Source organism: Acinetobacter sichuanensis (genome assembly GCF_003024515.2).
Classification (GTDB): domain Bacteria; phylum Pseudomonadota; class Gammaproteobacteria; order Pseudomonadales; family Moraxellaceae; genus Acinetobacter; species Acinetobacter sichuanensis.
This window is the reverse complement of sequence record NZ_PYIX02000001.1, coordinates 199,349-214,035: the sequence shown is the minus strand read 5'-3', so window position 1 is coordinate 214,035 and position 14,687 is coordinate 199,349. Positions and strand designations below refer to the sequence as shown.

Below are 14,687 nucleotides of genomic sequence, written 5' to 3'. Positions count from 1 at the left end.
ATATTCAATGCATTATAAATTAACTTTATGCGGTAAATGACTCGCACAAATCAAGTAAACGATTTGCATAGCCCCATTCATTGTCATACCAAGCAAATACCTTCGCTTGATGACCAACCACCATGGTTTGAGTTAAATCGACAATTAAAGAATATGGCGAATGGTTAAAATCACTCGATACTAAATCTTCATCTGTCACAGACATAATCTCAGCATAATCATATTTAGCTGCTTGCTTTAAAGTTTGATTAATCAAGTGATTTGTAATAGGTGATTTAGCAATAAAAGTCAGATCAATCGCAGCAACATTAATTGTTGGTACTCGAATCGAATAGCCATCAATGCGATTTTCCATTTTTGGCATCACTTGTTTTAAAGCACCCAAAGCAGATGAAGTGGTTGGAATGATATTTTGCCCAGATGCTCGTGCACGACGTAAATCACGATGCGCATGATCCAATACAGACTGGTCGGCTGTGACTGCATGAATTTCAGTCATTAAAGCTGTATCAATACCAAAAGCATCGTCAATAATTTTGACCAAAGGAACGAGTGCTTGAGTGGTACATGAAACACTGGAAATGATTTGATCCGTCGCTTTTACTTCTTGATGATTTACACCATAAACAATTGCGGCATCGACAGTATCAAAAGGTGCAGCCCCGATGATGACACGTTTTGCTCCTGCACAAATATGCTGAGTTGCGGCTTGGCGTGAGCGAAACAGTCCTGTGCATTCTAAAACAACATCAACGTTTAAATTCTGCCAAGGTAATTGGCTTGGCTCTGCTTGACGAAGAATTTGCACACGTAATTTAGTTTGACGCGCATCAATACATAAATAAATTTTATCATTTTCTTCTTGAATTGTTACAGCACCATCAAAACGCCCGTGCGTTGTATCGTACCTAAACAAATGAACCATCGTTTCAACATCAGCAACATCATTGATTGCAACGATTTCAAAATGAAAAGGTTTTGGATTTTCAAACCAAGCTCGCAATACATTTCGCCCGATTCGACCAAATCCGTTAATTGCCACACGTTGCATCATTTTTCCTTCGGATTGAAAGCTTTTTGTACTTTCCTATGTTAATGGATTTAACGCATGCTTAGATATAGTCAAATACAAACAATCTCATTTAAAATCAACTTAAATCTCACAAACATATTTTAAATCAGCACTAAAATAACTTTAATGGAGTTAATTTTTATAAATCATTTTAAAAATAAGGATATGCCAAAATGAAAATAACCATGTTGTTTTTTATTTTCATGATATTTACTTTATCCTCAACAATTTACGCCCAAGAAAACTATCAAAGATGCAGTGATTTAGAAACAGATCATTTACTTAAAGCTTTAACTCAAAAGTCAAATCTCTTTAAAAAGCCACAAAGCAATCTAAATCCCACGTTTTACGATTGTCTGATCATTCACCAAGAACAAGTACTCATTGCAACAAGTCAGGAAATCCAACAATTTTCAAACAATGCAGGCAATTATCAACTCGATTTATTTTTAATCAATCGACACAAGCAAAGTATTATTCAACACTACCACCACCCGACCCCAATCATTCCGCAAACACGCTTAGAAAATATCAAATTTGATATAAATGCTTATTCCAATATTCCAAATCAGCACATTATCGGATTAGGATTACATCAAGTTCATATTGGTGGTGTAAGTAGCTCGACACGAATATTACAACTGTTTCACATTCAAGCAAAACAAGCCATAAAGTGGGTTTTACAAGACCTTATTACTGATCAGGTAGCAAATTCAACTCCTTATCAATGCGAGGATGCCCAAAGCTCCGAACTAAACAGAAAGCTCATTTTGCTCAGCTCTAAAACACAGGGTTTACCAGATATTCGACTCAATGAAAATATAGAAAATATTCATGTGGATATACAAAACTGTCATGTTAAAATCATCAAACAAAAACAATCACAAATTTTAAAATTCGATGGCAAAAAGTATTATTTCAAAGCTAAAAATCTGTTGCAAATCGACATTTAACGATTGACTGATCGTTTAACAAATATTCAGTACATTGCCATGTTATTCACTAAATTTCGCTCTATACTTGATTTTCAATATAAATCGCACTTATTCCCCTGAAAATCATTGGTGCATACGGCATTTTCCGTTATACTTTGGCGTTCTAAAAAATTAAGCCCGTGTGTCAGTTAAGCGTAAAAATCAGACTTAGCGACATACTTTTAGCCAATACGAAAATTGAGGAGTGACTTGGTTGTGAGTACTCGTTTTATGACAACTGCTGAAATACGTGAAGCATTTTTGCGTTACTTTGAATCGCAAGGACATACACGTGTCGCGTCGAGTTCACTTGTACCTGCCAATGATCCCACTCTGCTTTTCACCAATGCAGGGATGAACCAATTCAAAGACTGTTTCTTAGGTCTTGAAAAACGTGACTATGTACGTGCAACTACATCACAAAAATGTGTGCGTGCAGGCGGTAAACACAACGATTTAGATAATGTTGGTTATACCGCACGTCACCATACTTTCTTTGAAATGTTAGGTAACTTCTCTTTTGGTGATTACTTTAAACGTGATGCCATCCGCTTTGCTTGGGACTTTTTGACTGGCGAAGAATGGCTAGCACTCCCTAAAGACAAACTTTATGCCACTGTTTACCATACAGATGACGAAGCATTTGACATTTGGAACAAAGAAATTGGTCTAGATGCAAGCCGTATCATCCGTATTGGTGACAACAAAGGTGAAAAATACGCCTCAGATAACTTCTGGGCAATGGGTGACACAGGTCCTTGTGGTCCATGTTCTGAAATCTTCTTTGACCATGGCGACCACATTTGGGGTGGTTTACCGGGCACACCTGAAGAAGATGGCGACCGTTTCATTGAAATCTGGAACAACGTATTCATGCAGTTTAACCGTACTGCGGATGGTGTATTGCATAATCTTCCTGCACCTTCTGTTGATACAGGTATGGGCTTAGAGCGTATTTCTGCTGTTTTACAACATGTAAACTCAAACTACGAAATCGATTTATTCCAAAACTTGCTTAAAGATGCTGCCGAAATTATCGGTGTCGATATAACTGAAGCTGTTGCAACAGCTCAAGCCAATAATAAACCAGTTGAATACCCTGCCTCGCTTAAAGTTGTTGCAGACCATGCACGTTCTTGCTGTTTCCTCATTGCAGATGGCGTGAATCCTTCAAACGAAGGTCGTGGCTATGTACTCCGCCGTATTATTCGCCGTGCTGTACGTCATGGTAATAAAATGGGCGCAACAGGCACATTCTTCTACAAAATGTTGCAACCTTTGATTAATGTCATGGGCGAAGCTTATCCTGAATTGGTTGAACGTCGTCAAGTCATTGAAAATGCCTTGATCCGTGAAGAAGAACTCTTTGCTAAAACACTTGAGCAAGGTTTGAAATTGCTTGAAGGTGAATTAGCAAACCTTAAAGGTAAAGTTATTGCTGGTGCGACTGTATTTAAACTTTATGACACTTACGGCTTCCCAACAGACTTAACCGCAGACATCGCACGTGAACGTGAATTAGAAATCGACGAAGCTGGTTTTGAAGTTGAAATGGCAGCGCAACGTCAACGTGCACGTGATGCAGGTAAATTCTCTGTAGATTACAATGCAATCGTTAACGTTGAAGGCGAAACTCAATTTGACGGCTATGATGCCACTCAAGGTCAAGGTCAAATTGTTGCAATCTATAAAGATGGCGAACAGGTTGATGAAGTTGTTGAAGGCGATGAAGCTTTAATCGTATTGAACCAAACGCCTTTCTATGCGGAAAGTGGTGGTCAAATCGGTGATACAGGTATCTTCAAAAACGATACAGGTATTTTCGAAGTTCAAGATACTAAAAAATCTGGTGGTGCATTTGTTCATCAAGGTATCGTGACGATGGGGAGCTTAAAAGCGACTCAAGCGGTTGAAGCGATTGTAAAAGCAGATATCCGTGATGCAACTGCACGTAACCACTCTGCAACTCATCTTCTTCATGCGGCGCTACGTCAAGTTCTTGGCGAGCACGTACAACAAAAAGGTTCTTTGGTTGCATCTGATATTTTACGTTTTGACTTTGCCAATGACCAACCTGTTTCATTTGCACAAATTCAACAAATTGAACGTATTGTCAATGCTGAAGTGATTGCCAACACTACCGTTTCTACCGAACTGCTTGACATTGATGCTGCCAAAGAAAAAGGCGCAATGATGCTGTTCGGCGAAAAATATGGCGACGAAGTTCGTGTACTTTCTATGGGTACAACCAAAGATGAGAAAAACTTCTCGATCGAACTTTGTGGTGGTATCCACGTAAAACGTACAGGTGATATTGGTCTATTCAAAATCACATCTGAAGGCGGTGTTGCTGCTGGTGTACGTCGTATCGAAGCAGTGACAGGTACGAAAGCGCTTGAAGTTGTACAAAAAGTAGATGCTGATATTGTTCACATCAATGATTTGCTCAAAGCGCAAAAAGATCAAACTGTTGAGAAAGTTGAAGCAACTGTAGAAACAGCACATCAATTGCAAAAACAAATTGAGCAACTGAATCAAAAACTGGCAAATTTCCAAGCTTCAGATCTTATTGGTCAAGTTCAAGATATCGCTGGGCGTCAAACCTTGATCGCAACTGTACAAGGTCAAGATGCAAAATCAGTCCGTCACCTTCATGACAGTGTCAAATCTAAACTTGATAATGCAGTTATTGTGATTGCAGGTGTAGATGGCGATAAAGTGAGTTTGATTGCTTCTGTAGCGAAAGATTTTACTGCCAATATTAAAGCAGGCGACATTATTAAACACTTAGCAACTGAATTGGGTGGTAAAGGTGGCGGTAAACCAGACCTTGCTCAAGGTGGCGCACCATTGAATGAGCAGTTTGATCGCGTAATGACAGAATTATCTGCGTGGATTGCTGCAAAATAAGGTCACTCACATGATGACAAGGCTCGTATTGTGTTGTTTATTTTTATTCAGCCCAATGCTTTTTGCGGGTACATATTATCAATTACATGTTCCAAGCAAAGCCTTGCCGTATTGTGAGTTTATGCCTTTTGATTATGTTGAAAAGAAGATTGTAAAAACTGAACTTTACAATCGAATCTATATTAAGCAGCCTGTAACATTAGAATTTATTCGTTTAGATTCTAAGCCATTCACAGGATTGCAATTATGGAGTCCAAAGGGGCAAGTTAAAGCAACTCGCCTCTCTGACACAAAGTATCGATATGAACTTCCTACTTTAAATAAAGGGGAAATTTACGAGCTACGTGGTATTTTGAAACATCCAGCAAAGTCTGGTTTTCAAATATGTGTAAGTGCTTTAAGTCGTTAGACTTATTTACTTGGTAAGGAAAGTTATGGCATTAATCGTTCAAAAATATGGCGGTACCTCAATGGGGACTCCCGAGCGCATTTTAAATGTAGCTCGTCGTATAAAGCGCTGGCATGATCATGGTCACAAGGTGGTTGTGGTTGTTTCTGCAATGAGTGGTGAAACCAACCGCTTATTGGCTTTAGCGAAAGCCATTACCGAAACCCCAGACCCACGCGAGTTAGACCAAATGGTGTCTACTGGTGAACAGGTAACGATTTCTATGTTAGCGATGGCGCTAAACTCTATTGGAGTTTCTGCACAATCACTAACAGGTCGCCAAGTTGGGATTAAAACAGATAACTCATTTACCAAAGCACGTATTGAGTCAATTGACACAGAAGTTATGACTTCACTTTTAGATGCTGGCAATGTCATTGTTGTTGCTGGTTTCCAAGGTGTAGACGAACAAGGCAATACGACTACTTTAGGTCGTGGTGGCTCAGATACAACAGGTGTTGCACTTGCAGCAGCGTTAAAAGCTGATGAATGCCAAATCTATACTGATGTAGATGGTGTTTATACCACTGACCCTCGTGTTGCACCAAAAGCCAAAAAAGTTGATCGTATTTCATTTGAAGAAATGCTTGAAATGGCATCACTTGGTTCTAAAGTTCTACAAATTCGTTCAGTTGAATTTGCTGGAAAATACCAAGTGCCTTTACGCGTATTATCAAGTTTTGATAATGACGATGATGGCGCATTCGACGAAGAATTTAAGAAAAACGTTGGGACACTAATCACCACTGAAGCGGAAGACAATATGGAAAATCCTATTATTTCAGGTATCGCATTTAACCGTGACGAAGCAAAATTAACTATTTTAGGTGTACCTGATGAGCCAGGTATTGCATCTAAAATTTTGTCTCCGATTGGTTCTGCAAATGTTGAAGTGGATATGATTATCCAAAACGTTGAAGAAGACGGTACAACTGACTTTACATTTACGGTTAACCGTGGCGAACTTAAAAAAGCCAAAGCAATCTTAGAAGATACAGCGAAAGCAATTAATGCGCGTGAAGTTGCTACTCGTGATGACATCGTTAAAGTTTCGATCGTGGGTGTAGGTATGCGCTCACATGCAGGTGTTGCAAGTAAAATGTTTACTGCGCTTGCAGATGAAGGCATTAACATCCTAATGATTTCAACTTCTGAGATCAAAATTTCTGTCATTATCGAAGAAAATTACTTAGAACTTGCTGTTCGCACACTTCATACTGCTTTCGGTTTAGACCGTGAACATGGTGAATCTAGCACACGTGCTTAATATTTGAACAAAATTGACAATTTATTGGCAATTTTGCCCTACAAAATGACGGAGCCACTATAGTTTTTTATAGTGGCTCTGTTATATTAAGCTCTGAGGTTGTAAAAAATTTCATCAGAGTGATTTAAAGTGAAAACTTGATCACATTATTCTGTTAAAATGCTCTCTGTTTTCAAAGTTGCTTTCTAAAGAAATTCATTGCAGGTTTAGCGTTTTGCAAGGAGATAAACATGCTGATTCTGACCCGTCGTGTCGGAGAAACATTAATGATTGGAGATCAAGTCAGTGTAACTGTGCTTGGTGTCAAAGGTAATCAAGTTCGTATTGGTGTTAATGCGCCTAAAGAAGTTTCTGTCCATCGTGAAGAAATTTACCAGCGTATCCAGCACGAACGTGCGATGCACGAACATCTTCAACATATTGATCAAGATTATCAACCTTCGTTTGAAGATGATAACTACTCTCAAAATAACAATAACTTTAATCGCTAAGTTATTGCTAATTTGGAAAGTATAAAGCGGCTCAAGAGGCCGCTTTAAATTTATAGTAAGCAAGAAAAATACATTACTTTTTAGATAAACTATTCAACTAAACCCAATGCTTTTTTTACAGGTGCATAACTACGGCGGTGTTGATCAATCACACCATGTTCTTCAATCGCTTCAAAATGCGCTTTGGTTGGATAACCTTTATGTTTAGCAAAACCATATTGAGGATATTTTTCATCAAGTGCGACCATGTCATGATCTCTTGTCACTTTAGCTAAAATACTTGCAGCAGAAATTTCTGCATGTAAAGCATCACCTCCAACAATCGCATCACAACTCATGGTTAAGCCTTGTGGTACTTTATTGCCATCGACCAATACATGTTCAGGTTTTATATTCAAAGCCTCAACAGCTCTTCGCATCGCCAATAATGAGGCTTGTAAAATATTAAGTTCATCAATTTCTGTATGTGAAGCTTCTGCAATTGCCCAAGCTAACGCTTTTTCCTTAATCTCAATAAATAACTTTTCACGTTTCTTTTCACTTATTTTTTTAGAGTCATTTAAGCCTTCAATTGGATTATTTGGATCTAAAATTACAGCCGCTGCAACCACAGACCCTACTAAAGGTCCACGCCCAGCCTCATCAACACCAGCAATTAACATCATATATTCACCCACAAAAAAAGAGGCTGAACAAGTCAGCCTCTATAAAGTATAACACAAATTATTTTACAGCTTCTGCTACACACGCATTGATCGTTTTCGTCACAGCATTTGATACAATCGTTGCTCTTGCTTGAGGGTCAATTGCAGCCGTTGCTAAGTCTACTGCTGTTACACTTTGCGGTGCCTTGTCACTCACACAGCCACAAATTTCACCTTGAACATTGGTTTTTTGCTCAGTAGTCATTAACTTTGTTGCAGTTTGCCAAGCAGGTAAATTATTCAGTTCAGTTGTACATTTCGCATTAATCGCAATTTTTAATGCCGCAGTACCCAATTGCTGTGTAGTCGTTGCTGCTGTATTCCCCGTTGTGCCTGTCGTTGATGCACATGCTGTCAAAACTAAAGCGATAGGCGCAAGTGTTGCAATCAATTTTTTCACAGTGTTTTCCTTTTTATGAAAATTTCGTGGGCATATTGTGCCCAAACTCTTTGACCGAGAAAACTCTATCTTGAACGTATTCTTGTAACGAAAGGCTATTTGTTTAGAAAGCGTACACTTTTTCAAACAGCGTTGCAAAATTAGTGCTCTATCGTTGCAAAATTAACATAGGTATCGCATTTAAAAATTCGCTAGGATATAGACTCCCTGCAAATATGTAATTTTAGCAATGTCACAAAATAAAATGTATTACACAAGAACAGCTCAATGGCTACATTGGATTATGGCAATTATTTTCATTAGTGCTTGGTTCATTGGCTTTTATAGTGGTAATTTTTTAAGCTATGAAGCTGATGGTAGCTTTAAAGGTGATGTCATCACTTTTCATAAAAATATTGCGTCAACCATTCTTTTTTTAGTGATTATTCGTATATTTTGGCGCTATACACACCCTACGCCTGCGCTCCCTGACACCATGTCACCGATGATGAAAACACTGGCTCATTTAGGTCATTTAGCACTTTATTTTATGTTGTTGGCTCTCCCGATTACAGGTTGTTTATTTAGTTGGAGTGCAGGACACCCTGTTCCTGTTTTATATTTATTTGAAATTCCAAGATTAGTTCAGGACAATCCAGACTTGATGGACATTGTAAAACCATTACATATTTATCTTTCTTGGGCAGCAGGTTTACTTTTAGTTGGTCATATCGCAGCAGCGTTAAAGCATCATTTTGTTGATAAAGATAATGTTTTACGTAGTATGACTCGCCAAAAAGATTAAATCTATTTTCCATATTTCTTATGCGCTAAGACATACAGTTTAAATAACCCAATCTTTAAAAACAGCCAAAAGCAGCATCACTTAATGCTGCTTTTGGTAGTTAAACACACAACATTTAGATCAATGCATCTATACGTTCAATCCACATTTTCTTTTCAGCATCTGTAATAAAAGAAGCTTCAAACGCATTTTTAGCCAACTGTTTAAGCTCCTCTGTCGTTAAATTTAAAGCTTCTGCGATCGCAAAATAATTGTCATTCATATACCCTCCAAAATAAGATGGATCATCCGAATTTACCGTCACTTTTACGCCTTGTTGTAGTAAACGCTGAATATTATGCTGTGCCATATCATCAACAACACATAACTTTAAATTGCTCAGTGGGCAAACGGTCAAAGGCATTTTTTCAGCAATTAAACGTTGCATTAAAGTTTCATCTTCTTCAGAGCGAACACCATGATCAATACGATTGACTTTAAGCAGATCTAAAGCTTGCCAAACATAATCTGCTGGACCTTCCTCACCTGCATGTGCAACCACAAGAAAGCCAGCTTCACGTGCTTTGGCAAAAACACGTTCAAATTTTGAAGGTGGATGTCCAACTTCACTAGAATCTAACCCTACCGCAATGATCTGATCTTTATAGGCAAGTGCCTGTTGTAAAGTTTCAAATGCCGCATCTTCACTTAAGTGACGTAAAAAACACATAATAAGATGCGAACTAATATTTAACTTTTCATGTGCATCATCACATGCACGTTTTAGTCCAGTAATGACTGTTTCAAAAGCGATACCACGATCTGTATGTGTTTGAGGGTCAAAAAATATTTCTGTATGTACAACATGATCTTCTGCACATTTTTCAAAATATGCCCAAGCCAAATCATAAAAATCTTGTTCATAAATCAGAACATTTGCACCAGCATAATAAATGTCTAAAAATGACTGTAAATTATGAAAGTTATACGCTTGCTTGACTTCCTCTACAGATTTATAGGGAATTTCAATGCGGTTACGTTGAGCAATGGCAAACATCAGTTCTGGCTCAAAAGTGCCCTCAATATGTACATGTAGCTCTGCTTTCGGTAATGCACGAATGAGTTCTGCTTGATTCATATGAAAACCTCAATCTAAATTTTTTAAAATATGAAAATAAAAAAGGGTGCAAACTGAGTTTACACCCTTAAAAAAAATGCTGAATTAGCCACCAAAATACACAAATTTAATCACCCAAAGTAGAGCAATAATCCACACCATATAAGGTACTGTTGCAGCTTTACCTGTGAGTAATTTAACCAAAGCATAGCTAATAAAGCCCATTGCAATACCATCAGCAATTGAATAGGTAAATGGCATAAATACAATGGTTAAAAATGCTGGGACAGCTTCAGTAATATCGTCCCATTCAATGTTGGTAATCCCTTGAATCATTAATACACCAACAAACAATAATGCAGGTGCAGTGGCAAAACCAGGAACAGATTGTGCTAAAGGTGCTAAGAATAAACAAGCAATAAACAGACAACCGACCACAATGGCAGTTAAACCTGTACGACCACCCGCAGCCACCCCTGCTGATGACTCAATATAAGGTGTTGTTGAAGATGTTCCCAAAGCAGCACCAGCCACAATTGCTGTAGAGTCAGCAAAGAGTGCTTTTTTCAAACGTGGTAATTTACCATCTTTGAGTAAGCCTGCACGATGAGAAACCCCAACCAAAGTTCCTGTTGAGTCAAATAAATCGACCAAGAAAAATACGAAAATTACACCAATTAAACTCGCTGTAAATAGACCTTCAAAATCCATTTGCATAAATGTTGGTGCAATAGATGGAATTGACCCCACCACACCTTTATAGTCGTTATAGCCCATCACCGTCGATAAAGCTGTCACCACTAAAATACTGATAATAATTGCACCACGCACTTTAAAATGATGCATGACAACAACCAGTAAAAAGCCAAAAAGTGCAAATAAAACAGTTGGATTTTTTAAATCACCTAAACCCACTAAAGTTGCCTGATTTGCAACAATAAGACCTGCATTTTTCAATGCGACCAAAGCAAGGAACAAACCAATACCGCCACCAATCGCAAACTTTAATGACATCGGAATAGCATTTACAATCGCTTCACGGATCTTAAACATGCTGATTGCAATGAATACCAAACCTGAAACAAATACAGCAGCTAAAGCGGTTTGCCAAGGCACACCCATTCCCAAACATACAGAATAAGTAAAGTAAGCATTTAAGCCCATTCCTGGTGCAAGTGCGATTGGATAATTAGCAACTAGCCCCATGACAAAACAGCCAATAGCAGCAGCTAAACAGGTTGCAACAAATACAGCCCCATGATCCATCCCTGTTTCAGATAAGATCAATGGGTTCACAATGATGATGTAACACATTGTTAAAAATGTTGTTACACCTGCAATAATTTCAGTTTTGAACGTGGTTTTGTTCTCACTGAGTTTGAATAAGCGTTCAAGCAAACCCGCAGAAGGATTTGGAGTCGTCATTGTTGAGCCCCTATGAAAATTGAGCTATTCATTAAAAGAGTTATAGGCATAAAAAATGAAAATCCCACACAGTATTATGTAGAATACATTCAATTTACATACCAAAGTAGCAAGATAAATAAAGATAACGTTAATTAAAAAAGCTGCAAAAATGCAGCTTTTTCTACGTTTTAAGGCAATCAAAATTATTACCTTATTCTCTATCTTTATATGATTGGCAAATTATACCATATTGTTTATTTATTTTTTAAAAATACAAAATCACCATGACCAATTCAATCACTATTTCACATAATTCATATTATTATGCGGATTGTTTTCCACCGATAAAATATTTTTATTGGCTTCTTGAATGAGCTTTAACATGTCTTGTTGCTTACGTTTATTGGTATCAATATATGTCCAATAACCAACAAGAAAAAGTGAGCTTAGAGAAAATAATACGATTATCTTGACCATGAGTTTTCTATTCTTAGCGACTTTCATCTATTTTAACACCAAAAATGTGATTTAGTTTGCAATTTAATTAAATTTTCTAAAGAATATTTTTAGATCTACAAATCAATCTCAAAGAAATAAATTTAAGTGCTTGATCTTATTTTATAAAACATATCACTCCAGTTATAAACTAGTCATAAAAAAGTTCTATTCAAAATATACTTATACACGACTTACTCAAGATATAATACACAGATATAAAATAAACAATAACAAAAATAATCATTCAAACAATAGTTTAATTATACCAAAATAAAAACACTGTGCTATAAAATAAAATATGATCAGCGATTACATTTTATTTTTTCTTAAAAATAGTCACTCAACCAAATATTCTAAAGATAGATTTATTGATCAAGATATTCTTTGAAAATTAAACTGAAGAATGAAGAAAAACTTGCAGATATTGATGAGCTGTATGATTAAAAATTGGATTTTCCCAAATATTACGCATGGGTATTTTTACATCTAAAGCCAAAGGTAATTTTTTCGGGTTAAATTGCATTGCACTTAGGTCTTTACCCCATGCAATCAAATCAATATCTAAAGAAATCTGGTGTGAAGGTCTGACTCGCCCTGAATCCTGTTCCATTTTCTTTAAAATCGTCTGTATTTCATCTAAAGATAAGGTACTTTTTAGCAAACAAGCAGCATTCCAATATTCTGCACCTACGCCATCACGACAAGGAATAACGTAAATATTGGAAAAGATCACCTCGCCCAAAGTTGAAATTTGAGCAAAAGTATTTTGAAAATAGTACTTAGGTTGATGATTACTGGCTAGCGCTAGGGCGAAAATCATTTCGGTGGCGTTCAAGACGAATTCCTACAGAATTTGCTTGCGGGATAATGGCAGGCTTACGAACCACAATGATAATAGATTCAATTGCAGGAAAGGTAGTAAAAAGTGCATTCAACACTAATTTTGCGGCATGTTCGATTAATTTTGGGGCAGCCTCTTGAATAACCTGAGCTGAAATTTCACAAATCTCTGCATAATTCAGCGTATCCGCTAATTCATCTGAATCTGCCGCTTGTTGCAAAGAGGTATGTATCGTCAAATCTAGCATCAAAGGTTGAATAATCTGTCGCTCCCAATTAAAACAGCCGACAACTGTATCAACTTTCAAACCTTCAATAATAATTGCATCCATGACACTCAAATTCTCTATTTCAATTTTAAAAAATATCTCGTTTAAAAAAGGAGATATTTAAGGGAATTTTCTAATAAAAAAACTCCCTTATCACTTCCATTTTAAAAGAAGGAACACTCAATCACTGCTTCAATAAAGTTGCAGGATCTAGATTTTGTACCATTTGCAAACGTTGATCTGCATAAATATCAGTATATGGCGCAAGAACACGCATAAAACGATCAAAGTACAACATTTGCTTAAATAATAAAGCAAAATCACGTGGGAAACGAATGCCATGGCGCTCGCCTACTGCCACCATATCTAACATAATGTCATTGAGGTCAGAAGGATTTGAGGTCATGATTTGCTGTGGATCTGTCAATAAAACACCACTAAATAAACGCTCCAAATCAGCAGCAAGCACTTTGGTGTCAATTTGTTGATCTGTCATGCCCATTTTCAGCATATTTTCAGCCATTAAAATATAGTCAGTACGTTGTAAAGCATCCATAAATGCCATACATGCTGTCCATACTTGTGGGTTTAATTGACCTACGATACCAAAATCAATAAAACCTATACGACCATCTTCAAGTAACATCAGGTTACCTGCATGCAAATCGGCATGGAAACTTTCACACATCATTAAACTACCGAACCATGTATTCATCGCGGTAATTAATACTTGTGACGGATCTTTTGCCACTTTTTTAACAACTTCAAAGTCAGTCAGTGGCACACCATATAAACGCTGCATAGTTAAGACACGGCGCGTTGAATATTGGTGATAGACTTTCGGTGCAGTTGCTGCATGATTTTGTGAAACATTTAAATAATTCACAAAATCATCTAAATTTTTGGCTTCTTCAATAAAATCAACCTCTCGTACCATACGTGTTTTGATTTCATCTACAATGTCTACCAATGAAGCAAATTTTACTTTAGGCACTGCTTTTTCAAGCAGTTTCGTTGCCCAATGTAGTACATTCAAATCGGTATAAAGAATGGTTTCTACACCTGGTTTTTGTACTTTAATCACAACATCTTCGCCACTGACCAGTTTTGCTGCGTGTACTTGAGCAATAGAGGCTGAAGCTAAAGGCTTTTCTTCAATAGAAGCAAAAATCTCAGTCAAATCACGACCCGCAAACTCTTCAGCTAACACAGTTTTCACATAGCTAAAAGGTAAATAAGGCGTTTGATCTAGACAGCCTTGAAACTCTTCCACATATTCACGTGGAAATAATGAAGGTGTACTCGCAACAAATTGTCCGAGTTTAATATAGGTTGAGCCTAAAGACTCGAAAGTCTCTCGCATCAATTTTGCATTACTTGGTTTTTCAGTGGCATATTTAATGCCCGCTTTTGCTGCAATCACTGCCGTTTCACCGACACGGGCAACGGAGCGCAGTCCATCTAAGAAAATTTTGTTTTTCATCATGTCTAAGTACAAGCAAAGAATAAAAATAATGGGATTGAGTT

General features: G+C 37.3%; 15 protein-coding genes. 6 read left to right on the top strand and 9 right to left on the bottom strand.

What is annotated here, in order from left to right:
• Positions 1-25: 25 nt before the first annotated feature.
• On the bottom strand, positions 26-1,051 hold the full coding sequence (gap, locus tag C9E89_RS01030; protein WP_107006578.1) for a type I glyceraldehyde-3-phosphate dehydrogenase: 1,026 nt from the start codon (positions 1,049-1,051) through the stop codon (positions 26-28).
• A 194-nt stretch (positions 1,052-1,245) separates the two neighbouring features.
• Here gap and C9E89_RS01025 point away from each other — a divergent pair, with 194 nt between their 5' ends.
• The 5 genes from C9E89_RS01025 to csrA all read left to right on the top strand — a co-directional run bounded on the left by C9E89_RS01025 (position 1,246) and on the right by csrA (position 7,162).
• Positions 1,246-2,025, top strand: a complete 780-nt coding sequence (locus tag C9E89_RS01025; RefSeq protein ID WP_147305705.1) for a hypothetical protein — start codon at positions 1,246-1,248, stop codon at positions 2,023-2,025.
• A 237-nt stretch (positions 2,026-2,262) separates the two neighbouring features.
• Positions 2,263-4,956 carry an alanine--tRNA ligase gene (gene alaS / locus C9E89_RS01020; RefSeq protein WP_171405050.1) on the top strand — a complete coding sequence of 898 codons (2,694 nt, stop codon included), beginning with the start codon at positions 2,263-2,265 and terminating at the stop codon, positions 4,954-4,956.
• 10 nt (positions 4,957-4,966) lie between these two features.
• Positions 4,967-5,365: a hypothetical protein gene (locus tag C9E89_RS01015; protein WP_147305704.1), complete on the top strand. Its 399-nt coding sequence runs from the start codon at positions 4,967-4,969 to the stop codon at positions 5,363-5,365.
• A 25-nt stretch (positions 5,366-5,390) separates the two neighbouring features.
• Positions 5,391-6,671, top strand: coding sequence for an aspartate kinase (locus tag C9E89_RS01010; RefSeq protein ID WP_107006574.1), 1,281 nt, complete (start codon positions 5,391-5,393; stop codon positions 6,669-6,671).
• A gap of 230 nt (positions 6,672-6,901) precedes the next feature.
• Entirely contained in the window at positions 6,902-7,162 is a 261-nt protein-coding gene (csrA, locus tag C9E89_RS01005; protein WP_107006573.1) for a carbon storage regulator CsrA, read from the top strand.
• An 89-nt stretch (positions 7,163-7,251) separates the two neighbouring features.
• On the opposite strand, the gene rnhB is transcribed toward csrA, so the two are convergent.
• Together rnhB and C9E89_RS00995 are read right to left on the bottom strand one after the other, a co-directional pair.
• On the bottom strand, positions 7,252-7,824 hold the full coding sequence (gene rnhB / locus C9E89_RS01000) for a ribonuclease HII (protein ID WP_107006658.1): 573 nt from the start codon (positions 7,822-7,824) through the stop codon (positions 7,252-7,254).
• A 61-nt stretch (positions 7,825-7,885) separates the two neighbouring features.
• The gene (locus C9E89_RS00995; RefSeq protein ID WP_107006572.1) at positions 7,886-8,266 is read right to left on the bottom strand and encodes a hypothetical protein; all 381 of its coding nucleotides are present in this window, start codon (positions 8,264-8,266) and stop codon (positions 7,886-7,888) included.
• Between the two features lie 229 nt (positions 8,267-8,495).
• Between C9E89_RS00995 and C9E89_RS00990 the strand changes: the two genes are divergently transcribed.
• Entirely contained in the window at positions 8,496-9,050 is a 555-nt protein-coding gene (locus tag C9E89_RS00990; RefSeq protein WP_107006571.1) for a cytochrome b, read from the top strand.
• A 115-nt stretch (positions 9,051-9,165) separates the two neighbouring features.
• Here C9E89_RS00990 and C9E89_RS00985 read toward each other — a convergent pair whose 3' ends face one another.
• The 6 genes from C9E89_RS00985 to C9E89_RS00960 form a co-directional block, all read right to left on the bottom strand.
• The gene (locus tag C9E89_RS00985; RefSeq protein WP_107006570.1) at positions 9,166-10,167 is read right to left on the bottom strand and encodes an adenosine deaminase; all 1,002 of its coding nucleotides are present in this window, start codon (positions 10,165-10,167) and stop codon (positions 9,166-9,168) included.
• Between the two features lie 84 nt (positions 10,168-10,251).
• A complete protein-coding gene (locus C9E89_RS00980; RefSeq protein WP_107006569.1) occupies positions 10,252-11,571 on the bottom strand; it encodes an NCS2 family permease in 1,320 nt (439 codons plus the stop codon).
• Between the two features lie 282 nt (positions 11,572-11,853).
• Entirely contained in the window at positions 11,854-12,030 is a 177-nt protein-coding gene (locus C9E89_RS23240) for a hypothetical protein (protein WP_171405049.1), read from the bottom strand.
• Between the two features lie 412 nt (positions 12,031-12,442).
• Positions 12,443-12,886: a 2-amino-4-hydroxy-6-hydroxymethyldihydropteridine diphosphokinase gene (locus C9E89_RS00970; RefSeq protein WP_107006567.1), complete on the bottom strand. Its 444-nt coding sequence runs from the start codon at positions 12,884-12,886 to the stop codon at positions 12,443-12,445.
• Positions 12,843-13,223, bottom strand: a complete 381-nt coding sequence (folB, locus tag C9E89_RS00965; RefSeq protein ID WP_107006566.1) for a dihydroneopterin aldolase — start codon at positions 13,221-13,223, stop codon at positions 12,843-12,845. The genes C9E89_RS00970 and folB overlap by 44 nt, the downstream gene beginning before the upstream one ends.
• Positions 13,224-13,344: 121 nt before the next feature.
• Complete coding sequence (locus C9E89_RS00960) at positions 13,345-14,643, bottom strand: ABC1 kinase family protein (RefSeq protein WP_107006657.1); 1,299 nt, start codon at positions 14,641-14,643, stop codon at positions 13,345-13,347.
• Positions 14,644-14,687: the final 44 nt, after the last annotated feature.